Source organism: Actinosynnema pretiosum, from assembly GCF_002354875.1.
Taxonomy (GTDB): Bacteria; Actinomycetota; Actinomycetes; order Mycobacteriales; family Pseudonocardiaceae; genus Actinosynnema; species Actinosynnema auranticum.
Genome location: NZ_CP023445.1, coordinates 977501 through 1000163, shown reverse-complemented (window position 1 = coordinate 1000163; position 22663 = coordinate 977501). Strand labels below are relative to the sequence as shown.

Annotated in this window: 20 protein-coding genes and 3 rRNA genes (1 of these 23 only partly in view); 6 read left to right on the top strand and 17 right to left on the bottom strand. The window is 70.9% G+C overall.

Features of this window, described 5'->3' with window-relative positions; genetic code table 11:
* Nucleotides 1-59: 59 nt before the first annotated feature.
* Nucleotides 60-617 (top strand): hypothetical protein, encoded by a 558-nt coding sequence (locus tag CNX65_RS04580; RefSeq protein ID WP_096491648.1) that lies wholly within the window; start codon nucleotides 60-62, stop codon nucleotides 615-617.
* A gap of 471 nt (nucleotides 618-1088) precedes the next feature.
* Here CNX65_RS04580 and CNX65_RS04570 read toward each other — a convergent pair whose 3' ends face one another.
* The 6 genes from CNX65_RS04570 to CNX65_RS36700 all read right to left on the bottom strand — a co-directional run bounded on the left by CNX65_RS04570 (nucleotide 1089) and on the right by CNX65_RS36700 (nucleotide 6476).
* Nucleotides 1089-1280: a hypothetical protein gene (locus tag CNX65_RS04570; RefSeq protein WP_096491646.1), complete on the bottom strand. Its 192-nt coding sequence runs from the start codon at nucleotides 1278-1280 to the stop codon at nucleotides 1089-1091.
* On the bottom strand, nucleotides 1277-2170 hold the full coding sequence (locus CNX65_RS04565) for a methyltransferase (RefSeq protein ID WP_096491645.1): 894 nt from the start codon (nucleotides 2168-2170) through the stop codon (nucleotides 1277-1279). The genes CNX65_RS04570 and CNX65_RS04565 overlap by 4 nt, the downstream gene beginning before the upstream one ends.
* 703 nt (nucleotides 2171-2873) lie before the next feature.
* The gene (locus CNX65_RS35145) at nucleotides 2874-3110 is read right to left on the bottom strand and encodes a hypothetical protein (RefSeq protein WP_157767496.1); all 237 of its coding nucleotides are present in this window, start codon (nucleotides 3108-3110) and stop codon (nucleotides 2874-2876) included.
* The gene (locus CNX65_RS04555) at nucleotides 3107-3526 is read right to left on the bottom strand and encodes a WhiB family transcriptional regulator (RefSeq protein ID WP_012783551.1); all 420 of its coding nucleotides are present in this window, start codon (nucleotides 3524-3526) and stop codon (nucleotides 3107-3109) included. Before CNX65_RS04555 ends, CNX65_RS35145 begins: the two co-directional genes overlap by 4 nt.
* A 123-nt stretch (nucleotides 3527-3649) precedes the next feature.
* Nucleotides 3650-3925, bottom strand: a complete 276-nt coding sequence (locus CNX65_RS35140) for a hypothetical protein (protein ID WP_157767494.1) — start codon at nucleotides 3923-3925, stop codon at nucleotides 3650-3652.
* A 154-nt stretch (nucleotides 3926-4079) separates the two neighbouring features.
* Entirely contained in the window at nucleotides 4080-6476 is a 2397-nt protein-coding gene (locus CNX65_RS36700) for an ATP-dependent DNA helicase UvrD2 (RefSeq protein ID WP_373565521.1), read from the bottom strand.
* 62 nt (nucleotides 6477-6538) lie between these two features.
* On the opposite strand from CNX65_RS36700, the gene CNX65_RS04540 reads away from it, so the two are divergent.
* Entirely contained in the window at nucleotides 6539-7267 is a 729-nt protein-coding gene (locus CNX65_RS04540; protein WP_096491643.1) for a DUF4191 domain-containing protein, read from the top strand.
* 114 nt (nucleotides 7268-7381) lie between these two features.
* Here CNX65_RS04540 and CNX65_RS04535 read toward each other — a convergent pair whose 3' ends face one another.
* The gene (locus CNX65_RS04535; RefSeq protein ID WP_096491642.1) at nucleotides 7382-7855 is read right to left on the bottom strand and encodes an RDD family protein; all 474 of its coding nucleotides are present in this window, start codon (nucleotides 7853-7855) and stop codon (nucleotides 7382-7384) included.
* A gap of 198 nt (nucleotides 7856-8053) precedes the next feature.
* On the opposite strand from CNX65_RS04535, the gene glnA reads away from it, so the two are divergent.
* Both glnA and CNX65_RS04525 read left to right on the top strand, forming a co-directional pair.
* Nucleotides 8054-9478: a type I glutamate--ammonia ligase gene (gene glnA / locus CNX65_RS04530; RefSeq protein WP_096491641.1), complete on the top strand. Its 1425-nt coding sequence runs from the start codon at nucleotides 8054-8056 to the stop codon at nucleotides 9476-9478.
* Between the two features lie 199 nt (nucleotides 9479-9677).
* Nucleotides 9678-10388, top strand: a complete 711-nt coding sequence (locus tag CNX65_RS04525) for an HAD family hydrolase (RefSeq protein WP_096491640.1) — start codon at nucleotides 9678-9680, stop codon at nucleotides 10386-10388.
* Between the two features lie 72 nt (nucleotides 10389-10460).
* Here the strand turns inward: CNX65_RS04525 and CNX65_RS04520 are convergent, their stop codons facing one another.
* Complete coding sequence (locus CNX65_RS04520; RefSeq protein WP_096491639.1) at nucleotides 10461-11072, bottom strand: hypothetical protein; 612 nt, start codon at nucleotides 11070-11072, stop codon at nucleotides 10461-10463.
* Between the two features lie 189 nt (nucleotides 11073-11261).
* Here CNX65_RS04520 and CNX65_RS04515 point away from each other — a divergent pair, with 189 nt between their 5' ends.
* Entirely contained in the window at nucleotides 11262-11492 is a 231-nt protein-coding gene (locus CNX65_RS04515) for a hypothetical protein (RefSeq protein WP_096491638.1), read from the top strand.
* A gap of 134 nt (nucleotides 11493-11626) precedes the next feature.
* Here CNX65_RS04515 and CNX65_RS04510 read toward each other — a convergent pair whose 3' ends face one another.
* From CNX65_RS04510 to CNX65_RS04490, 5 genes are all read right to left on the bottom strand, one after another.
* A complete protein-coding gene (locus tag CNX65_RS04510) occupies nucleotides 11627-14563 on the bottom strand; it encodes a bifunctional [glutamine synthetase] adenylyltransferase/[glutamine synthetase]-adenylyl-L-tyrosine phosphorylase (protein ID WP_096491637.1) in 2937 nt (978 codons plus the stop codon).
* Between the two features lie 40 nt (nucleotides 14564-14603).
* Nucleotides 14604-14828 (bottom strand): hypothetical protein, encoded by a 225-nt coding sequence (locus tag CNX65_RS04505; protein ID WP_012783534.1) that lies wholly within the window; start codon nucleotides 14826-14828, stop codon nucleotides 14604-14606.
* Entirely contained in the window at nucleotides 14825-15961 is a 1137-nt protein-coding gene (locus CNX65_RS04500; protein ID WP_096491636.1) for an inorganic phosphate transporter, read from the bottom strand. Before CNX65_RS04500 ends, CNX65_RS04505 begins: the two co-directional genes overlap by 4 nt.
* 97 nt (nucleotides 15962-16058) lie before the next feature.
* Nucleotides 16059-16802: a type 1 glutamine amidotransferase gene (locus CNX65_RS04495; RefSeq protein WP_096491635.1), complete on the bottom strand. Its 744-nt coding sequence runs from the start codon at nucleotides 16800-16802 to the stop codon at nucleotides 16059-16061.
* Nucleotides 16803-16950: 148 nt separating this feature from the next.
* Nucleotides 16951-17463, bottom strand: coding sequence for a rhodanese-like domain-containing protein (locus tag CNX65_RS04490; protein ID WP_096491634.1), 513 nt, complete (start codon nucleotides 17461-17463; stop codon nucleotides 16951-16953).
* 80 nt (nucleotides 17464-17543) lie between these two features.
* Between CNX65_RS04490 and CNX65_RS04485 the strand changes: the two genes are divergently transcribed.
* Nucleotides 17544-18008, top strand: a complete 465-nt coding sequence (locus tag CNX65_RS04485; protein WP_096491633.1) for an Lrp/AsnC family transcriptional regulator — start codon at nucleotides 17544-17546, stop codon at nucleotides 18006-18008.
* 40 nt (nucleotides 18009-18048) lie between these two features.
* On the opposite strand, the gene CNX65_RS04480 is transcribed toward CNX65_RS04485, so the two are convergent.
* The 4 genes from CNX65_RS04480 to CNX65_RS04465 form a co-directional block, all read right to left on the bottom strand.
* Nucleotides 18049-18915, bottom strand: a complete 867-nt coding sequence (locus CNX65_RS04480; RefSeq protein WP_157767492.1) for a GNAT family N-acetyltransferase — start codon at nucleotides 18913-18915, stop codon at nucleotides 18049-18051.
* A gap of 70 nt (nucleotides 18916-18985) precedes the next feature.
* A 5S ribosomal RNA gene (gene rrf / locus CNX65_RS04475) occupies nucleotides 18986-19102 on the bottom strand.
* A 126-nt stretch (nucleotides 19103-19228) separates the two neighbouring features.
* Nucleotides 19229-22308: ribosomal RNA gene (locus tag CNX65_RS04470) — 23S ribosomal RNA — on the bottom strand.
* A 341-nt stretch (nucleotides 22309-22649) separates the two neighbouring features.
* Nucleotides 22650-22663: ribosomal RNA gene (locus CNX65_RS04465) — 16S ribosomal RNA — on the bottom strand; it runs 1502 nt beyond the window's last position.
* The 16S, 23S and 5S rRNA genes sit together here, the layout of an rRNA operon.

The following is a 22663-nucleotide window of genomic DNA, read 5'->3' as shown; positions in this document are numbered from 1 at the left end:
GTCCACAGCCCTGCTCCTCCTCGCTGGCTCCCACCGGTCCCGTGCCGCAGGATCGAGTCATGACCAGCGAAGACGTGATGCGAGTGGCGGACCTGCGGGCGGCCGGGGTGCCGAACCACGTGATCGAGGCCAGGTGCAGGCCGGGCGGGCGGTGGCAGCGCGTGCTGCCCGGCGTGCTGCTGCTGAGCCCGGAGCCGCCGACCGACCTGCAGCGGTTGCGCGCGGCCCAGGCGTACGCGGGTCCGGGTTCGGTGATCACGGGTGTGGCGGCGCTGCGCGCGCAGGGCGTGCGGGGCCTGCCGGACAGCGGTCGCGTGCACGTCCTGCAACCGGAGTCCCAGCGCCTGACCGGCTACGACTACGTGTTCCTGGAGCGCACCAGCCGCTTACCGCACCCGGTGCGCCACCACGGCCTGTCCCTGGCCCCGCCCCCGAGGGCGGTCCTGGACGCGGCCCGCCGCGAGCCGAACCCGCTGCGCCTGCACCACCTGCTGGCGGCGGTGGTCCGCGCGGGCCTGTGCACGGCGCAGGTCCTGCTGACCGAGCTGGACGCGGGCAGCAGGCGAGGCACGGCCGCGCCACGGGCGACCTTGCGCACCCTGCTGCCCACAACCTGAAGCCACAGGGAGGTTCCAGGGCGGCCCGGCGCACCCGCTGTCCTGAGTGGACGCTGATCGGCGGCCGGTTCTGCAGGCCGACCGCCGGTCCCCGCGCCCACCCACGACCTCATCCCCGCTCGGGCTCGGGGTTGGGTTCGGGCTCGGGCTCAGGTTCGGGCTCGGGCTCAGGTTCGGGCTCGGGCTCGGGCTCAGGTTCGGGCTCGGGCTCAGGTTCGGGCTTGGGCTCAGGTTCGGGCTCGGGCTCAGGTTCGGGCTTGGGCTTGGGCTCGGGTTCCGACCCGAGTTCGGAGCGGACACCGCTGTCGCCGGGCTCACCGGGTCCTTGGTGGGCTCACCGGGTCCTTAGTGGGCTCACCGGATCTTTGGTGGGCTCATCGGGTTCCTGGCGGTTCCACCGGGTTCCCAGCGGGCTCACCGAGGTGCCGTTCCCGGTTCCGGGTGGGGTCGCCGAGTCGCCGCGGGGTGCGTTCACCAGTACTCGGTGGGGAGCTTGGCCTCGATGTCGCGCACGTGCGCGCGGGCGCAGTCGGGGCACAGCCAGTGCTCCCCGCCCCGCTCACCGCCCCGCTCCTGGGCCCGCACCCAGGCGAGCGCTTCACCGGTCGGGGTCCCGTCCGCCCGCTGCGCGCCGCAGCGGGAGCAGACCGGCGCCGGGGTCATGCCTTGCGCCCGGTGTGGACGGTGTTGGCGCTCAACAGGAACAGGTCGTCACGCGCCCCGAGGTAGGCGGGGTGCCCGGAGTCGAGGAGGTCGCGGAGCACCGCCCGGTCGGCGGGGTGCAACCGCTCGCCGCAGGACTCGGCGAGTCGCCGCACGTGCGCGAGCGCCCAGTCGCGCACCTGCGGGGTGGTGGGCGCCGGGTGGTCGACGAGGTAGCTGAACGCGCTCACGTCGCGCAGTCCGGCGGCGGTGAGGACGGCTCCCCACCCCTTGGTGAGCCGGACCGAGCCGGGGATCTTCTCGCGCATGTGCGCGAACCACTCCCCGCGCGCGGCGGAGAGCCGGTCGGCCAGTCCGGGGCTGCCGACCCCGATGTCCCACGGGAGGAAGCGCGCGTCCAAGCCGCCTTCGGCGAGGGCGAGGAGTCCGCCGGGCGCGAGCGAGGCGGCGAGCGCCGACACCACGGCCGCCTGGTCGGGGAGGTGGTGGACGACGCCGGAGGCCCACACCAGGTCGGCGGTGGGCAGGAAGGAGGAGGGCTGCTCGGAGGAGAGGTCGCCGAGCACGGGCCTGACCCGGACCGACGTGGTGTGCGAGTCCGTCTCGTAGGCGGCGGCCTTGCGGGCGGCGGCGGTGGCGGCGTCGAGCAGTTCGGGCACCGCGTCGACCAGCACGAGCGTGCCCCCGCCGCGGGCGGCCAGCGCCTCGGCCAGCACCAGCGCCATCCCACCGGCGCCGGAACCGACGTCGACCACGGTCGGCTCGTCGGGCAGCCCGTCGACGAGCCGGGCGGCGACCAGGCGCGCGGCCTCGGCCTGCAACCCATCGGCCCGACGCAGGTCAGCGAGACGGGAGTTCCAATCGATTCCATCAGCTGTGTGAGCGGCCACACCTCGCACGGTACCGAGCCGGAGCGAACGCAGCAGTCCACCGCAGCAGTCCACCGCAGCGGTCCGACGACACCCTGGGCAAAGCAAAACCGACCCCGGGAAACACACCGGGGCCGGCCTTGGGCAACCGCGCGAAGCGGCAAGTCTGTGTAGGTCTGTGGGTGGCGCGCGCCTGCGGGGGATGCGCGCACTTGCGGGGGATGCGCGCGTCTGCGAGGGATGCGCGCGTCTGCGGAAGATGCGCGCCTGCAAGCGGCGTGCGTCTGCGGAAGATGCGCGCCAGCGAGCGGCTGCGGAAGATGCGCGTCTCAGAGCAGCGCGCGCTTGCGGAAGATGCGCGGCTGCGAGCGGCGTGCGTCTGCGGGTGACGCACGTCTGCAACCGGTGCGCGCCTGCGGGTGACGCACGTCTGCAACCGGTGCGCGCCTGCGGGGATGCGCGCACGGGTGAGCGTGAGCGCGGTCCAGCGCTTCGGGGAGGTGGAGTGGGACACCGGCTTTCCAGCGCCCTCACCGGGCAAGTTCCCTGCGGGGTCGGTTGCGCGCTGGCTCTGCCCGCAGGGCGTGAGGTGCTGGTCCGCCGGTGTCCGTGTCCGCCGTCCGCCGTCCGCCGTCCGTGTCCGTCGTCCGGTTCCTGGTCGTGCTCGGGTTGGGCGCGGGGGGCTTCTCCGAGTGCGCTCCCCCGCGCCCCGCGCCGTCGCCGGTCAGGTCGTGTTCAGCGCCCTGCGGTCGGCCCAGGTCGCCAGCCTGCGCCACCTCGCGGCGGTCGAGGCTCGGCGGGCTTGGCGGTGTTGCCTGTGTTGTCGGGCGAAGGCCTCCGCATCCCTCATCCTGGATCTGGCGAGCGTCTCCTCGAGCAGCATCGGATTCCCCCTGGTGTTCAGCTCGACGGCCGGGTCGGCCGTTGTGCGGGTGTTGTTGGTGTTCGGGTAGTCGGTCATGCCGCGACCTCCTGGTCGGCGGCGCGGCGGGTCGCGGTCGCGGGCTTCTGGGCGGGGACGACGGTCGCCGCGGGCGCGACGGGGGTGGCGTCCTTGCGCGGACGGCCCCTGGGGCGCTTGCGGGCGATCACCGCGCCGCGCTCGAAGATCTCCCCGCCCCAGACGCCCCACGGCTCGTGCCGGGAGAGCGCGCCCGCCAGGCACTCCGCGATCACCGGGCAGGCCGCGCAGAACTTCTTGGCCACCTCCAGCTCGGCGGGGGCGTCGGCGAACCACAGGTCGGGGTTGTTGGTGCGGCAGGGCAGCTCCAGACCGGCGTCGGGAGCGGTGTCGATCAGCGTCGCGACGCCCGCCCCGGTGAGGTCGGACTCGGTGGCACTCGTCCCGCTTATGATCGGGACGGTCGCGGTCAACATCAGGTGGACTCCTGTCGAGGTCTTGCTCATGGGGTTGACGAACTGCTGTGAACAGCACAAAGGCCGCGGACCATGTCGCTGGTCCGCGGCCTTTGTGAGCTGAGTGCCCTGACTACACCTGTGTCAGGTACATCGCCCTGGTGCGGACGTCGCGACGTGCTTGTACTCGTTCGGGGTGGAGGCGCCGTTTGGCAGAACGGCCTCGACGTGCACGGCAAAGCCCGGAGCACCGGTGGTGCCCAGTTGCGCGAAGCCACGCCGCGAACGGCGCCCACGAGTCGAATCCACCAGAACCACGGGCGCGGCAACCACGGGCGCGGCGGTCGAGGGCATGGCAGTGCGCTCGGCGGCGGCCTGCAGGAGGCGGCACGGGTTCGTGAGGAGAATCAAGGTCTTCACAATGGCCACCTCCCTCGGTGCGTGCGGGACGCCTAGGCGTCGTGAGTGGTTCAGCTCCCCAGCGGGCGCTCTCGCACCCGGCCTGAGCAGGTTATGACCCGGTGCGCGACGGGTGCAACCGATTTTCCAAAATCCCTGTCGATCGTGTGACGGATCAGTGTTTCCCCAGGACAAGGGCCAGAACGTCGTCGCCGTAGCGGGTGAGCTTCGAGGCCCCGATGCCCGCGATGGACACCAGTCCGGCGACGTCCTCCGGCCGCTGCTCGGCGATCGCCAGCAGGGTCGCGTCGGTGAACACCACGTACGGGGGAACCTTCAGCTCGCGCGCCCGCCCGGCCCGCCACCGGCGCAGCTTCACCAGCAGCTCCTCGTCCACGTCGGACGGGCACGAGGAGCAGCGCCCCAGCTTCACCGCCCGCGAGTCGATCAGCGCCGACCCGCACACCCGGCACTCCGGCCTCGGCTTGCGCTGCACCGGCTCGCGCGGCGCCGCGGCGACCCGCGACGCCGGGTGCCCCTCGGGCACGAGCGCGTGCAGGAACCGGCTGCGCCTGCGGTACCGGCGGCCACCGGCGGCGCGGGACAGCGCCCAGGACAGCCACAGGTGCTCGCGGGCGCGCGTGACGCCCACGTAGAGCAGCCTGCGCTCCTCCTCGACCGCGGCCTCGTCGCCGTCGGCGTGCTGGATCGGCACGGTCCCGTCGACCAGCCCGACCAGGAACACCGCGTCCCACTCCAGGCCCTTGGCGGCGTGCAGCGACGCTAGGGTGACGCCCTCGACGGTCGGCGGGTGCTGCGCCTCGGCGCGCACGTCCAGCTCGGTGACGAAGGCGCGCAGGTCGGCGTCCGGCACGGCGGACGCGAACTCCTCGGCCAGCTCGACCAGCGCGAGCAGCGACTCCCACCGCTCGCGCTGGGCCCCACCGCCCGCGGGCGGCTCGTCGGTCAGCCCGACCCCGGCCAGCACCCGGCGCACCAGGCCGGGCAGCTCGCTCGACGGGGACGGAGCGGGAGACGCGGTGGTGGGGGCGGGCGGGGTAGCGGACGCCGCACCCGGCCGCCGGGGGTGCGCGGCGTCGGCGCCAGAGGCCGCGTCGGGCACCGGGTGGGCGGTCGAGCGCGAGCCGCCCGCAGGCGTCGAGGCGTCGGCGGGAAGGCCGGCGGCCGAGAACCCGCCCGCGCTCGGCCCCGCGCTGAGCGGGGACGCCCGGTGGGCGGCGATCGAGGTCGGAGCAGCGCCGGGCCCGGCGCCAAGGCCGGCGCCGGACCGCGCGTCACCGCCCGGTCCCCGTCCCGAGCCGTCGCCGAGGGCCGCCGCGTACCGGCCGCCCGTCGACGCCGAGCGCAGGGCCAGCACGGCCTGCCTGACCTCCGGCCGCTGGAAGAAGCGCTCGCCGCCGCGCACCTGGTACGGCACGCCGACCTCCGCCAGCGCCTGCTCGAACACCTCCGACTGGGCGTTGACCCGGTAGAGCACGGCGATCTCGCTCGCAGGCACCCCGCCGTCCAGCAGCTCCCGCACCCGCCTCGCGACCGCACCCGCCTCGCCCGGCTCGTCGTCGAACTCGGTGAACACCGGGTCGGGGCCGTCGGGGCGCTGGCCGATCAGCTTCAGCCTCGACCCGGCGGGCCTGCCGCGCGCCCACTTGATCACGTCGTTGGCCAGCGCCACGACCTGCGGCGTCGAGCGGTAGTCGCGCTCCAGGCGCACCACGGTGGCCTCGGGGAAGCGGCGGGCGAAGTTCAGCAGCGGGAGCGGGGAGGCCCCCGCGAAGGAGTAGATGGTCTGGTTGGCGTCGCCGACCACGGTCAGGTCGTCGCGCTGGCCGAGCCAGGCGTCGAGCACGCGCTGCTGGAGCGGCGTCACGTCCTGGTACTCGTCGACCACGAAGCACCGGTACCGGTCGCGGAACTCCTCGGCCACCCCGCCGTGCTCCTCCAGCGCGGCGGCGGTGTGCAGCAGCAGGTCGTCGAAGTCGAGCAGCTGCGCCTCGTTCTTGATCCGCTCGTACCCCTGGTACACCCGCACGACCTGCGGCGCGGGCGCAGGCGTGTCGCGCTGGGCGCGCGCGGCGGCTGCCGGGTAGTCGTCGGGGGCGATCAGCGACGCCTTCGCCCACTCGATCTCGCTCGCCAGGTCGCGCAGCGAGTCGGACTCGGTGGACAGGCCCGCCCGGTGCGCGGCCTGGGCGACCATGCGCAGCTTGTTCCCGTCGACCAGCCGCCACTGGTCGCCGCCGACGACCCTGGGCCAGAAGTACCTGAGCTGCCGCAGCGCGGCGGCGTGGAAGGTCCTGGCCTGCGCGCCGGGCACGCCGAGCGCCCGCAGCCGGGTGCGCATCTCACCGGCGGCGCGGGCCGTGAAGGTCACCGCGAGCACCTGCCCGGCGGCCACGTGACCGCGCGCGACCAGGTGCGCGATGCGGTGCGTGATGGTCCGGGTCTTGCCCGTGCCCGCGCCCGCGAGCACGCACACCGGCCCCCTCGGCGCCTCGACGGCCGCCCGCTGTTCCGGGTCCAGTCCCTCCAGCAGCCGGTCCATGCGCTGCATCCTCGCACTGCCCCGTGGCAGTCCCGTGCTGACCCCGCGCGCCGCGCCGTATCCTTGCCGTCATGGCTGGAAAGCAGGACAAGGCCGCCGCTAAGGAAGCGGCGAAGGCCAGGCGCGCCGAATCAAGGGCCAAGCGCGGGCAGATCTTCGAGGCGTTCAAGATGCAGCGCCGCGAGGACAAGGCGCTGGTGCCGCTCATGCTGCTGGCGCTGCTCGGTGCGACGGCCGCGGCGTTCCTGCTGGGTCTCATCTGGGACATGCACTGGGTGTTCCTCCCGATGGGCATCGCGGTCGGCGCGCTGCTGGCGATCGTCATCTTCGGTCGGCGCGTTCAGCGGAACGTGTTCGCGAAGGCGGACGGGCAGCCGGGCGCGGCGGCGTGGGCGCTGGACAACCTGCGCGGCAAGTGGCGGGTCACCCAGGCGGTGGCGGGCACGACCAGCGGCGACATGGTGCACCGGGTGATCGGCAGGCCCGGCGTCGTGCTCGTCGCCGAGGGCGCGCCGCACCGGGTGAAGGGCCTGATCGCGCAGGAGAAGAAGCGCGTGGCGCGGGTCATCGGCGAGACCCCGATCTACGACGTGATCGTCGGTCACGAGGAGGGCCAGGTGCCGCTGCGCAAGCTGCAGGGCCACCTGATGAAGCTCCCCCGCAACATCTCGACCGCGCAGGTCGACACCGTGGAGAACCGGCTGACCGCGCTGGCCAGCCGCGGCGCCGCGATGCCCAAGGGCCCGGTCCCGCAGGGCGCGAAGATGCGCAACATCCAGCGGGCGATGCGCCGCCGCTGACCACCCGCTCCTCCGGCTCACCTCGGCCGTCCCCGCGGTTCCCCGCGGGGACGGCCGAGGTGTTCCACGGGTGGGAAGCGGCGGGAAGAGGACCGGAACGGGTGATCTGCGGGGTCAGCGCACCCGGATGACGATGGTGCCCGAGGCCTTGTCGTGCAGGCAGCGCCCGTCGGCGTCCCACACCACGGCCGGGACCACCAGGAAGATCAGCGCGGTGCGCAGCGCGGCGCGCGGCGGGCCCACCAGGGCGGCGCCGTCCACGCGCGCGACGCGCAGCCCGAACAGGGCGTGCCCCGGCGTGAAGCCGAAGAACCCGACCGCGACGACGGTGATCGCGAACCAGGCCAGCAGGCTCCAGTTGCGCGGCAGGTCGGGGTAGGTGAGCAGGCCCGCGACGCCCGCGGAGAGCGCGAAGTCGACCAGGATGGCCAGCGCCCTGCGCCCGGTGCCCGCCACCGCGCCCGGTCCGGACTCCGGCAGGCCGAGGCGCTCGCCCTTCCAGCGCTGCCCGGTCCCGTCGCCGGAGTCGGCGCCCGGCTCCAGCGCCGCGCGGGGTCCTGACAGCCACGAACCGGTCCACCTGCTCACCCCTCCAGAGTAAGGGCGTGCTCAGCGGGTGAGGGCGTTGAGGTCGGGTTGCCCCGCCCGGCGGGCCCGTTAACACTGGCGAAACACGAGGGTGACTGCCGGGCAACACCCCGGCCATAGCGTCGCGCCCGATGGGTAGGCCGCCTTGACCAGCGGCGTCACACCACGCCCCCACCGCAGAAGAAGGAGTCGACGAGGGTGTTCAAGAATCCCGACGAGGTCCTGAAGTTCATCTCCGACGAGGGCGTGAAGTTCGTCGACGTCCGCTTCAGCGACCTGCCCGGCGTGATGCAGCACTTCACCCTGCCCGCGAAGGCGTTCGACGCCGACGCGATCAGCGAGGGCCTGGCGTTCGACGGCTCGTCGGTGCGGGGCTTCCAGTCCATCCACGAGTCGGACATGCTGCTGCTGCCCGACCTGTTCACGGCGCGCCTCGACCCGTTCCGGATCGAGAAGACGCTGATCGTGAACTTCTTCGTGCACGACCCGTTCACCCGCGAGGCGTACAGCCGGGACCCGCGCAACATCGCGCGCAAGGCCGAGCAGTACATCGCCGAGTCGGGCATCGCGGACACCGCGTACTTCGGCGCGGAGGCGGAGTTCTACATCTTCGACTCCGTCCGCTTCGACACCACCGCGAACGCCTCCTTCCACGAGATCGACGCGATCTCCGGCTGGTGGAACACCGGCCGCGAGGAGGAGGGCGGCAACCGCGGCTACAAGGTCAAGTACAAGGGCGGCTACTTCCCGGTCTCGCCCAACGACCACTACGCCGACCTGCGCGACAAGATGGTCCTCAACATGGAGGACCAGGGCTTCACCGTCGAGCGGGCGCACCACGAGGTGGGCACCGGCGGCCAGGCCGAGATCAACTACAAGTTCAACACGCTGCTGCACGCGGCCGACGACCTGATGCTGTTCAAGTACATCATCAAGAACACCGCGTGGCAGGCGGGCAAGACCGTCACCTTCATGCCGAAGCCGCTGTTCGGCGACAACGGCTCGGGGATGCACACCCACCAGTCGCTGTGGAAGGACGGCCAGCCGCTGTTCCACGACGAGTCCGGCTACGCGGGCCTGTCGGACACGGCGCGCCACTACATCGGCGGCATCCTGCACCACGCCTCGTCGCTGCTGGCGTTCACCAACCCGACGGTGAACTCGTACCACCGCCTGGTGCCCGGCTACGAGGCCCCGGTCAGCCTGGTCTACTCCCAGCGCAACCGGTCGGCGTGCGTGCGCATCCCGATCACCGGCGACAACCCGAAGGCCAAGCGCATCGAGTTCCGCTGCCCCGACTCGTCGGGCAACCCGTACCTGGCCTTCTCGGCCATGGTGATGGCGGGCCTGGACGGCGTGAAGAACAAGATCGAGCCGCCTGCCCCGATCGACAAGGACCTCTACGAGCTGCCCCCCGAGGAGGCTCGCGACGTCAAGCAGGTCCCGGCGACGCTGGACGCGGTGCTGGACAGCCTGGAGGCGGACCACGAGTTCCTGCTGGAGGGCGGCGTGTTCACGCCGGACGTGATCGACACCTGGATCGCGTTCAAGCGCGAGAACGAGATCGACCCGCTGCGCCTGCGCCCGAACCCGTACGAGTTCGCGCTGTACTACGACGTGTGATCGGCGCGGGGGTTCGACCAGGGGTTCTCCCGGTTGAGCCGCTGCGCGGGCCGTCTCCGGGCCGTCTGAGCCGGAGAGGCCGTCCGAACGAGGGCCGAGGGCCGGGTGACTGATCCAGTCGCCCGGCCCTCGGCCTTTCCGCTGCCCGTGCCGCCGCGGCATCAGGCCGGTGGGCGTCGGGTGCGGGTAGAACTGCGGGGTGACCGCGGACCGGGTGCCGGTGGACGACCTGAAAGCGCTCAGCCGCGTCCTCGCGACCACCGACGCCCTGTTCCTGGACTTCGACGGCCCCGTCTGCGCGGTCTCCTCGAACTTCCCGGCGCGCGAGGTGGCCGACCTGCTCCGAGGCGTTCTGGCCGGTGGCGGTCACACCGGCTTGCCTGATCGTGTCGCCGCTTCCGAGGACCCGTTCGTGGTCCTGGAGCACGCCGCGTCCCTGGGCGCGGAGGCGAACCGCCACACCGGGGCGGCGCTGCGCGCCCACGAGGTCGAGGCGGTCACGGCCGCGAAGCCGACCCCCGGGGCGGTGGAGCTGATCCAGGCCTGGTGGGAGACGGGGCGTCCCCTGGCGGTGGTGAGCAACAACTCGCGGGACGCGGTGAGCGCCTACCTGAGCCTGCACGGCCTCGCCGGACTCATTCGCACCGTGTCGGCCCGCACCGACCCCGAACCGGGCAAGCTGAAGCCGAACCCGTTGCTGCCGCACCGGGCCTGCGAGGCGGTGGCGGTCCCCGCGGTGAGGTGCACCCCGGTCAGCGACTCGCTCACCGACCTCCGAGCCGCGCGACGAGCGCGCTCCCGCGCCATCGGCTGCGCGAACGAGGCAGGCAAGTCAGAGCTCTTCGCGGCGGAGCACCCCAGCGCCACCACCACGAGCACGACGCACCTCAGCCGCGCGCTCCTCCTCTGACCGGCGCCGAATCCGCCGCGTCCCGGCGACGCGGAAGCCCTTCCCCTGGGGAGAGCGGGGCTTCTCGGTCGGCTACGGCAGCGGGACGTTCTGGACCGTGATCGCGCCGCCGGTCGGGGCCAGGGAGCCCACGATGTCGGACAGGGTCACGGTCAGGGTGGTCGCGGTCGCCGGTCTCGGGTCGTCCAGGTCGATCTGGCCCGTGGTGGTCGCGCCCTTGGCCAGGGCGCCGGACCAGCGGCTGGTGGGGGTGGCGGCGTACTCGGCGCCCGCGTCGTCCCTCGCGGTGATCGACGTGAGCGGGATGTCCATCTTCGCCGTGCTCGCGTTCACCGCCGTCAGGTGCAGGCGGATGCGGCCGTCGACGGTCTCGACCTTGGTGATCTCGGCGGTGAGCAGGCCCCTCGCCTGCTTCCACGAGCCCTCGACCACCTTCGTCTCGGCGTCCGGGGCCGGTTCGGCCGGGGTGCTCGGGGGGAGCAGCGGCTCGGGGGCGCCCGCGGGGGCCGACGTGGTCGGGGTGGCGGAACCGCGCAGGTCCACGCTCAGCGCGCCCACGCCCACGGTGCCCGCGGTGGCGGCCTGGACCACGCCCAGCAGGACCAGCACGCCCAGTGCGGCGAACGTGGTCTTGAGGGCCGCGCCACCCTTCTTCCGGTGGTGCGAGGTCTGCTCTCGGTTCATAGCGTCCTTCGTTCGGGCGCAGGGGTGTCACCCAGCAGAGGGACCCTCAGTCTCGGCAAAAAATAACTCTCGGTCAATGCTGAGTGGCCTGGAAACCACCCCAGTTGAACAGCGCGTAACCGCAGTCCCACACAAAGTCGTTGCGCGGCGAACCGTGCCCGCGGCGGTCCGGCGGGCTACTGTCACGCCGTGTCTGAAGACGTCGCTACCCCCGCGCAGGTGCTGTCCACCAACATCTACGACTCCGCGGCCGAGGCCATCGAGGCCATCGCCGCGGCTGACGTGCTCGGCCTCGGGGTCCGGGTGTCCAACCGGCTCGTGCTGGAAGAGGAGGGCGAGGAGGACACCCTGGTCGAGGAGTGGGTCGTGGACCTGCTCGCGACCGTGCCCACCGCCGACGAGGCGCCCGACGAGGCGTGACCCGCCGTTCCGCGGGGCGGGTCCGACGTCGGCAGGACCCGCCCCACAACCACCGCTCGCGCGAGGACGGCTGAGGGCCACCCTCCAGGGGCACCCCCAGGTTTTCACCCCCCAGGGCCGCCCCGAAGGCCGCCTCACGACCCGTAGAACACCCGCTCCACCACGCCCCGAGCCCGCCGCGTGGCGCGCCGGTAGGAGTCCAGGAACTCCCCCGCGTCGTCCGGCGCGTGCCCCATCACCGCCGCCACCGCCGCCAGGTCCCGCCCCGCCGTGGGCAGCTGGTCGCCCGGCTTGCCCCTCACCAGCACGACCGCGTTGCGCGCCCGCGTCGCCAGCACCCACGACTCGCGCAGCACCTCGGCGTCCTCCGCCGACACCAGCCCGGCCTCCTGCGCCGCCCGCAGCCCCCGCACCGTGGACGGCGTCCGCAGCGCGGGCACCTCGGCCGCGTGCCGCAGCTGGAGCAGCTGCACCGTCCACTCCACGTCCGCCAGCCCGCCGCGCCCCAGCTTGGTGTGCGTCGACGGGTCCGCGCCGCGCGGCAGCCGCTCGGCCTCCACGCGCGCCTTGATCCGCCGGATCTCCCGCACCTGCCCGGAGTCCAGCCCGCCCTCCGGGTACCGCACCGGGTCGATCATCGCCACGAACCGCGCGCCCAGCTCGTCGTCCCCGGCGATCACCCGCGCCCGCAGCAGCGCCTGCGACTCCCACAGCTCGCCCCACTGCGCGTAGTACGCCCGGTACGACTCCAGCGTCCGCACCAGCGGCCCCTGCCTGCCCTCGGGCCGCAGGTCCGCGTCGACCTGGAGCGCCGGGTCCTGGCTGGGCGCGCTCAGCAGCCGCCGCACCCGCTCGACGACGCCGTTCGCGTACCGCACCGCCTCCGAGTCGCTCGCCCCGCCGACCGCCTCGCACACGAACACCACGTCCGCGTCCGACCCGTACCCCAGCTCCCGCCCGCCGAGCCTGCCCATCCCGATGACCGCGATCCGCGCCCTGGGCTCGCCGGACGCCCGCACGACCGCGTCGAGCGACGCCTCCAGCACCGCCACCCACACCTCGGACAGCGACACGCACACCGTCCGCAGCGTCGCCAGCCCCAGCAGGTCCGCGCACGCCACCCGCAGCAGCTCGTGCCGCCGCAGCGAGCGCGCCGCCGTCACCGCCCGGTCCAGGTCGTGGTGCCGGGACACCGTGCTGCGCAGCGGGTTGCCCACGGTCATCGGGTCCCGCCCGAGGAGCGCCTCGGTGTCGGCGAGCAGCCGCAGCACCTCGGGGGCCCGCACCAGCAGGTCCGGCACCAGCCGCGAGGACCCGAGCAGCGCCGCCAGCCGGTCGACGACCGCGCCCTCGTCGCGCAGCAGCCGCAGGTACCAGGGCGTCTCGGCGAGCGCCTCGGACACCTTCCGGTACGACAGCAGCCCGCCGTCCGGGTCGGGGGTCTCGGCGAGCTGGTCGAGCAGCACGGGCAGCAGCGCGCCCTGGATGCGGGCCCGCCGCGACACGCCCTTGGTGAGCGCCTCGATGTGCCGCAGCGCCCCGTCCGGCGCGGTGTAGCCGAGCGCGGCCAGCCGGTTGACCGCCTCGCCGGTGGTCAGCCGCAGCGCCTCGGTCGGCACGTTCGCCACGGCCTGGAGCAGCGGCCGGTAGAACAGCTTCTCGTGCAGCCTGCGCACCTGGTTGGCGCGCTTGCGGAACTCGGCGAGCAGCACCTGCGCCTCGGACTGGCCGCCCTCGGCGTGCAGCCCGGAGGCGCGGGCGAGCCAGCGCAGCGCCGCCTCGTCGCCGTCGGCCGGGAACAGGTGGGTGCGCAGCAGCTTCTGCAGCTGCAACCGGTGCTCCAGGGTGCGCAGGAACCGGTAGGCGCGGCCGAAGTCCGCCGCGTCGGCCCGCCCCACGTACCCGCCGCGCCCGAGGGCGGCGAGCGCCTGCGTGGTGGCCTGGATGCGCAGCTCCTCGTCGCCGCGCCCGTGCACGAGCTGGAGCAGCTGCACCGCGAACTCGACGTCCCGCAGCCCGCCCCGCCCGAGCTTGAGCTCGCGCTCCTCCAGCCCGACGGGCACGTGCTGCTCGACGCGCCGCCGCATGGCCTGCACGTCCGGCACGAAGTCCTCGCGCTCGGCGGCGGTCCACACCAGCGGGCGCACCACCTCCAGGTACCGCTGCCCCAGCTCGGCGTCGCCGACCACCGGCCGGGCCTTGAGCAGCGCCTGGAACTCCCAGGTGCGCGCCCACCGCCGGTAGTAGGAGGCGTGCCCGTCCAGGGTGCGCACGAGCGCGCCCGCCTTGCCCTCGGGGCGCAGCGCCGCGTCCACCTCGAAGCACGCCTTGCCCGCGACCTGCATGAGCGTGCTCGCCAGCCGGGTCGCCACGCCCGTGTCGCCCTCGGCGACGAACACCACGTCGACGTCGCTGACGTAGTTCAGCTCCCGCGCGCCGCACTTGCCCATCGCGATCACCGCCAACCGGCACTCGTCGGCCCTGGGCACCTGGGTGCGGGCGACCTCCAGCGCGGCGTGCAGCGCGGCGACGGCGAGGTCGGACAGCAGCCCCGCGACGTCGTCGTACGGCACGTACGGCAGCTCGGGCTCGACGACGTGCGCCAGGTCCTCGGCGGCGATCCGGCACAGCAGCGCCCGGTACTCCAGCTTCAGCTCGCGCACCGGGTCGTCCGCGCCGACCACCCGCACGAGCGCGGGGACGAACGAGGCCGGGTCGACCGGGTCGGCGCCCGCGAGCGCCGTCCAGCGGTCCGGGTTGGCCGCGAGGAAGTCGGACAGCGCGGTGGACGAGCCGAGCACCGCCAGGAGCCTGCCGCGCACCACCTCGTCGGCGCGCAGCGCGGCGTCCAGCTCGGGCCAGCGCCCGCCCAGCGAGGCGCGGAGGCGGTCGACGCCCAGCAGCGCCAGGTCCGGGTCGGGGCTGCGGGCGAGCGCGGACAGGACCGGGTCGACCCCGCCGGTGGGACCCCGGTCGTCCCACCAGCCCGCGTCGCGCAGGTGGTCACCGCTGCGCGGGTCGGTGAGCCCGAAGCGCGCGGGCGACGTGGAGGAGCGTGCTGGATCGGTCATCGCAGCACACCGTAGTCCCGTCGCCGCCCGGCGCACCGGATCAGCGCGCGACGATCAAATAGATCCCGAATAGCACCACGGCAGCGCACGCCGCGAAGCAGGTCACGGCCACCGACAGGCCCGTCGTCCCGCTGCCGCCGCCCTCGCGGGCGACCTCCCGCGCGGACAGCCCGCGCAGCGCGGCGGAGAACAGCGCCACCAGGCCCAGCACGACCACCAGGCTGACCCCGAACACGGAGCCGAGGGCTCCCCAGTCGACCTTCACGCCGCCACCCCTCCCACTTCCCGCGCGGAGGCGGGGCCCTCGTCCACGACCTGCTCAGGCAGCACCGGCTCCCGGCGCGACAGCACGTAGATCCCCAGCGACACCAGCACGGCGGTGACCGCGACGACCACGACCCCGGCCGTGCCGCTGTCGGCGACCCAGCCCGCGAGCGCGCCGACGAGACCGGCGGCGGGCAGGGTCAGCACCCAGGCGGCGACCATCCGGCCCGCGACGCCCCAGCGCACCGCGTTCCGGCCCTTGACCAGGCCGGCTCCGGTGATGCCGCCGGACGCGACGTGCGTGGTCGACAGCGCGAAGCCCAGGTTGGACGACGCGAGGATCACCGCGGCGGAGCTGGTCTGCGCGGCGAAGCCCTGCACCGGCTCGATCGTGGTCAGGCCCTTGCCGAGGGTCTGGGTGATCCGCCAGCCGCCCAGGTAGGTGCCGAGCGCGATCGCCACGGCGGCGCTCACCACGACCCACATCGGCGGCTCGGCGCCGGGCGCGAGGGTGCCCGCGGTGATCAGGGTGAGGGTGATGATGCCCATGGTCTTCTGGGCGTCGTTGGTGCCGTGCGCGAGCGACATCAGGGCGGCCGAGGCGATCTGCCCGGCGCGGAAGCCCTTGCCCGCCACCGCGCCCCGCACGCCGGCGGTCAGCCGGGTGGTGAGCCTGGTGGCCAGCAGCGCGACGATCCCGGCGACCAGCGGCGCGGCCAGCGCGGGCACGACCACCTTGTCCAGGACCTTGGCGAAGTGCACCGCGTCGGCGCCCGCCGAGACCCAGGCGGCGCCGATGAGGCCGCCGAACAGGGCGTGCGAGGAGCTGGAGGGCAGGCCCAGGTACCAGGTGACGAGGTTCCAGAGCACCGCCCCGACCAGTCCGCCGAACACCACCGCCGGGGTGATCAGGGCGTCGTCGACGATGCCGCCGGAGATGGTCTTGGCCACCTCCACCGACAGCAGGGCGCCGACGAGGTTCAGCACCGCCGACAGCGCGACCGCGGTTCTCGGCTTGAGCGCTCCGGTGGCGATCGAGGTGGCCATCGCGTTGGCTGTGTCGTGGAAGCCGTTCGTGAAATCGAAGACCAGAGCGGTCACGATGACGGTGACGACGAGGAGTGAGACGTCCACCCGTAAAGTCCTTCGGCTCAACCGATTAGGTTGCGTAAGGGTTTGCGGGTGAACGCTACATGCACACTCCGTTAACTCATGCGCCGACCGATGTTCGTCACACCAGCGGAAGCGGCATACCGGACATAGCGGGCTTGATCTCGCCGGACGCCAGCTTCGCGAACCGCTCGGCGAACGGCTGCCAGACCTCGGCCACGTCGGCGTGCGCCTCGGCCAGCCGCTCCGGCTCCAACCAGCCCGGACGACCCGCCTCGGCCACGTCCGGCGAGGCCGCCGCCCAGCCCAGCACGACCTCGGGCGTGGTCTCGACGTGGAACTGGACGCCGTAGGCGCTCTCCCCGACCCGGAACGCCTGGTTGTCGCACTTCGGCGAGGACGCCAGCAGCTCGGCCGACGGCGGGAGCAGCCCCACCTCGTCCCGGTGGAACTGGATCACGTCGGGCGTCCACGGCAGGTCGGCGAACAGCGGGTCGCGCCCGGCGGCGTCCCGCTTGGCGATCAGCTGCGGGCCGCCCTCGGGCCCCGAGGGGGCGCGCCGGACCTGGCCGCCGGTGGCCACCGCGAGCAGCTGCGCGCCCAGGCACACGGCCAGCACCGGGATCTTCCGGGAGACCGCGCCGGACAGGGCCTTGCGGACGTCGGCGAGCCACGGGTGGTCGACGTCGTCCAGCGGACCCATGGCGCCGCCGAGGCAGACGACGGCCCGGTAGCCGTCCAGCGCGGGGACGGGCTGCTCGTACGGCTTGACCAGGTCCAGCTCGGCGCCTGCGGCTTCCAGCCAGTCGCCGAGGGGGCCGATGGGGTCGTCGGCGCCGGGCTGGATCACGAGGATTCGGGTCACCTGAACGAGGTTAGTCAGAGTTGGTCAGGGGTTGGTCAGGGGCCCGCGCGGGCCGGGTGGGAGCACCGGACCGGCCCGCCGCCGGACCGGGCACGGGAGCGGGGACGGCCCTGCAACCACCGTCGCAGGGCCGTGCCACCGCCGGGGTTCAGCAACCGCAGGCGATGACCGGGGCCTGCCCGGCCGCTCCACCGGGGGCGGCTCCCCCCGCAGCGGCGCTCCCGGCGGCGGCGTTCCCGGCGGCGGTGGCCCCGGCGCGTTCGACGGCGTCGCCCTCGACCGGGAAGCCCGCCGCGTGCCAGGCGGTGATGCCGCCGGACAGGCGCTTCACCCGGAAGCCCAGTTCGGCGAGCTTCAGCGCGCCCTTCGTGGCCGCGTTGCACTGGGCGCTCTCGCAGTAGCAGACGTAGACCAGGTCGCGGTCCCAGTCCGCCGTGGTCTCGGCGCTGATCTCGGGGTGCGGCAGGTTGATCGCGCCGGGCACGCGCAGCTCGGCGAACCGCTCCGCGCTCCTGGTCTCCACGAGCAGGTAGCCGGTCGCGGTCCCGGCGGCCAGGTCGCGGGCCACGTCGTCCGGGTCGGTCTCGAAGGCGAGTTCGGCGGCGAAGAAGGCGGCGGCGGTGGCGGGGTCGGCGGGCGGGAAGCGCAGTGCGTTCGACATGGGGAGATCCTCCCCGCGCGGCCCCTGCCGGGCCCAGGCGGAAACCCAGGTGTTCCGGGCCGCGCGCCTACGATTCCCCGGTGGAACCGGACGATCTGGATTGGAAGTTGCTGGAGCTGCTCCAGCGTGACGGCAGGATGTCGTTCAGCGAGCTGGCCCGCCGAGTGTCGCTGTCCGCGCCCGCCGTGACCGAGCGGGTGCGCAGGCTGGAGCAGGCCGGGATCATCACCGGCTACTCGGCGACCGTCGACCCGCAGCGGCTCGGGCTGGTGATCGAGGCGGTGGTGCGGGTCCGGGTGCGGAGCCTGGACACGCCTCGGTTCCGCGAGCGCGTGGTGACCATGCCGCAGGTCCGCGACGCCGACCACGTGACCGGGGACGATTGCTGGCTGCTGCGGGTGGTGTGCCGGTCGATGGCGGAGCTGGAGGTGTTCGTGGAGCTGGCCCTGCGCTACGGGGAGACCACGACGTCCCTGGTGTTCTCCTCGCACGCCCGCAACCGGCCGGTCACCAGGGCCGCGGCGGCGGACGTGGTCGTGGACTAGGCGTGGTCGTGGACTAGGCGTGATCGTGGACCAGCGGCGGTCAGCGGCCCAGGGGTGTCGGGCGGCGCGGGGAGAACACGAAGTCGACGGCGTCCGCGACGGGCCGGTAGCCGAGCGCGGGGTAGATCGTGTTGGTGGTGCGGTTGGCCAGGTCCGTGAACAGGAGCACGTGCTCGGCGCCGCGGTCGAGCGCCCAGGCGGAGGCGGCTGCGGTGATCGCGGAGGCGTAGCCGTGCGCGCGGTGCTCCACCGGGGTGTAGACGGGGCCGACGCGCGACATGCCCGCCACGGGCGGGTTCACGGCGGCCCAGGACACCGGCTCGTCCCCGTGCTGCCACAGCAGGTCCGCGTACCCGGCGGCGGCGCGGTGGCGGATGGCCGCGGCGGCGCTCTCCTCGTCGTGCAGGTCGGCCTCGCCGACCTGCACCGCGTAGCGGGCACGCCAGCCGACCAGGAGGTCGAAGTCCGCTTCGCCCGCGACCCGCGCGGAGCCGGGCACGTCGGGCGGCGTGAGCTCGTCGAGCCGGAAGAGCCGCAGCTCCTTGGACTGGTAGGCGCTGGCCCCGGTGCGGACCGACCAGGGCAGGACGAACGCCTCCACGTTCTCGCGCGGCCCTCCGGCGCCAGGCAGGTCGCCGCGCTCGGCGTACGCCTGGGCGACGACGTCGGCCCAGGGCGCGGGGACGCCGCTGAGGTTCACGCCCCGAGGCGGGGTGCGCACGGCCGCCGCGACGAGCTGCCCGCCGTCGTGCACGGTGACGCACTCGACAGCGGGCGGTTCGGGCTGGCGCAGGCACTGCTCGACGACGGCGATGCACGCGGTGTGCCGGACGGGGTCCGCGCGGAAGAAGTCCCCGGCCAGCGCCCAGAACTCGACGGGGTCCTCGTGCACCACCACATCGGCCATGGGCAGGGAGGTTAACGCAAAAAAGCCCTGTGGGGCGCACGGAAAACCGTGCGCCCCACAGGGAAAAAATGTTCGGCGGCGTCCTACTCTCCCACACCCTCACGAGTGCAGTACCATCGGCGCTGGAAGGCTTAACTACCGGGTTCGGAATGGGACCGGGTGTTCCCCAACCGCAATGACCACCGAAACACTATGAAGATAACCAACCACACAGCACCACCCATCGCGCCCAACCCCCACCAGGGAGCCAGTCAGCGACCGGTGATGGTCGGTTCGGTTCCTTCAGAACCGCACAGTGGATGCGTAGCGTCTTCATGACAAGTCCTCGGCCTATTAGTACCGGTCAACTCCAACCATTACTGGCCTTCCATCTCCGGCCTATCAACCCAATAGTCTCTTGGGGGCCTTAACCCACAAAGGGGTGGGACACCTCATCTAGGAACGAGCTTCCCGCTTAGATGCTTTCAGCGGTTATCCCTTCCGAACGTAGCCAACCAGCAATGCCCTTGGCAGGACAACTGGCACACCAGAGGTTCGTCCGTCCCGGTCCTCTCGTACTAGGGACAGCCTTCCGCAAGTATCCTACGCGCGCGGCGGATAGGGACCGAACTGTCTCACGACGTTCTAAACCCAGCTCGCGTACCGCTTTAATGGGCGAACAGCCCAACCCTTGGGACCTACTCCAGCCCCAGGATGCGACGAGCCGACATCGAGGTGCCAAACCATGCCGTCGATATGGACTCTTGGGCAAGATCAGCCTGTTATCCCCGGGGTACCTTTTATCCGTTGAGCGACCACGCTTCCACAAGCCATGGCCGGATCACTAGTTCCGACTTTCGTCCCTGCTCGACCTGTCGGTCTCACAGTCAAGCCCCCTTGTGCACTTGCACTCGACACCTGATTGCCAACCAGGCTGAGGGAACCTTTGAGCGCCTCCGTTACTCTTTGGGAGGCAACCGCCCCAGTTAAACTACCCACCAGGCACTGTCCCTGATCCGGATCACGGACCGAGGTTAGACATCCAGTACGACCAGAGTGGTATTTCAACGACGACTCCACAACCACTGGCGTGGCCGCTTCACAGTCTCCCACCTATCCTACACAAGCCGAACCGAACACCAATACCAAGCTATAGTAAAGGTCCCGGGGTCTTTCCGTCCTGCCGCGCGTAACGAGCATCTTTACTCGTAGTGCAATTTCGCCGGGCCTGTGGTTGAGACAGTCGAGAAGTCGTTACGCCATTCGTGCAGGTCGGAACTTACCCGACAAGGAATTTCGCTACCTTAGGATGGTTATAGTTACCACCGCCGTTTACTGGCGCTTAAGTTCTCAGCTTCGCCCCGAAGAGCTAACCGGTCCCCTTAACGTTCCAGCACCGGGCAGGCGTCAGTCCGTATACATCGTCTTGCGACTTCGCACGGACCTGTGTTTTTAGTAAACAGTCGCTTCTCGCTGGTCTCTGCGGCCGAAAAATCCTAGCCCGCAAGGGGCTTCAAATCCCTCGGCCCCCCTTCTCCCGAAGTTACGGGGGCATTTTGCCGAGTTCCTTAACCACAGTTCGCCCGATCGCCTCGGTATTCTCTACCTGACCACCTGTGTCGGTTTGGGGTACGGGCCGCGTGAAAGCTCGCTAGAGGCTTTTCTCGGCAGCATGGGATCACTCTACTTCGCCTCAATCGGCTATGCATCACGTCTCAGCCTCATGATGTGCGGATTTGCCTACACACCGGCCTACACGCTTACACCAGTACTACCACTCACTGGCGGAGCTACCCTCCTGCGTCACCCCATCGCTTGACTACTACAAGTTCGGTTCCCGCGCTCCACGTCACCGATCATCCGAAGAATCACGATGGGCTTTGGGCGGTTAGCATCACAAGCCTCGCCATGGGCGCGTTCACACGGGTACGGGAATATCAACCCGTTGTCCATCGACTACGCCTGTCGGCCTCGCCTTAGGTCCCGACTTACCCTGGGCGGATTAGCCTGGCCCAGGAACCCTTGGTCATCCGGCGGCAGAGTTTCTCACTCTGCTTTCGCTACTCATGCCTGCATTCTCACTCGCACAGCCTCCACACCTGGATCACTCCGGCACTTCGCTGGCTGCACGACGCTCCCCTACCCATCAACACTTCCGTGTCAATGACACGGCTTCGGCGGTGTGCTTAAGCCCCGCTACATTGTCGGCGCAGGACCACTTGACCAGTGAGCTATTACGCACTCTTTAAAGGGTGGCTGCTTCTAAGCCAACCTCCTGGTTGTCTGTGCGATCCCACATCCTTTCCCACTTAGCACACACTTAGGGGCCTTAGCCGGCGTTCTGGGCTGTTTCCCTCTCGACTACGAAGCTTATCCCCCGCAGTCTCACTGCCGCGCTCTCACGTACCGGCATTCGGAGTTTGGTTGATTTCGGTAAGCTTGTGGGCCCCCTAGACCATCCAGTGCTCTACCTCCGGCACGAAACACACGACGCTGCACCTAAATGCATTTCGGGGAGAACCAGCTATCACGGAGTTTGATTGGCCTTTCACCCCTAACCACAGCTCATCCCCCAGGTTTTCAACCCTGGTGGGTTCGGGCCTCCACGCGGTCTTACCCACGCTTCACCCTGGCCATGGCTAGATCACTCCGCTTCGGGTCTAGACCACGCGACTCTGACGCCCTATTCGGACTCGCTTTCGCTACGGCTACCCCACACGGGTTAACCTCGCCACGTAGCACTAACTCGCAGGCTCATTCTTCAAAAGGCACGCCGTCACCCCGTAAGGCTCCGACGGATTGTAGGCACACGGTTTCAGGTACTATTTCACTCCCCTCCCGGGGTACTTTTCACCTTTCCCTCACGGTACTAGTCCGCTATCGGTCACCAGGGAGTATTCAGGCTTAGCGGGTGGTCCCGCCAGATTCACAGCAAATTCCACGAGCTCGCTGCTACTTGGGAACACCGTCAGGAGACACTAGGTTTTCGCGTAAGGGGCTCTCACCCTCTACGGCCGCGCTTTCCAGACACGTTCCGCTAACCACAGTGTTTTATGACTCCTCGACCGTCCGGCAGAACGATCAGACAGGTCCCACGACCCCGTACACGCAACCCCTGCCGGGTATCACACGAATACGGTTTAGCCTCTTCCGCTTTCGCTCGCCACTACTCACGGAATCACGGTTGTTTTCTCTTCCTGCGGGTACTGAGATGTTTCACTTCCCCGCGTTCCCTCCACACGCCCTATGTGTTCAGACGTGGGTGACCCCACATGACTGGGGCCGGGTTTCCCCATTCGGAAATCCTTGGATCTCAGCTCGGTTGACAGCTCCCCAAGGCTTATCGCAGTCTCCTACGTCCTTCATCGGCTCCTGGTGCCAAGGCATCCACCGTATGCCCTTAATAACTTGCCACAAAGATGCTCGCATCCACTGTGCAGTTCTCAAAGAACAAACCGACGCTGATCCTTCTCCGTCCACGCCTACCCGGTCACACTGACCGACTGGTTCGTGGGCTGGATCAGCCCGATCACTGAAAGACACTCACGTGTTCTCTCAGGACCCAACAGCGTACCGAACACTCACACAAACCCCTCGAAGACCCTTCCACGCTGCAAGCAGCAGTACTAACTCCCCGAGCAATCCATGGTCATGCATTAGCCAGCATCCACAATATTGAGCTCCACCGGTCGATCGTTCGCCGACCGCGTGGCCTCCACTGACAATCCGAAGACCGCAGTGCAGATGCTCCTTAGAAAGGAGGTGATCC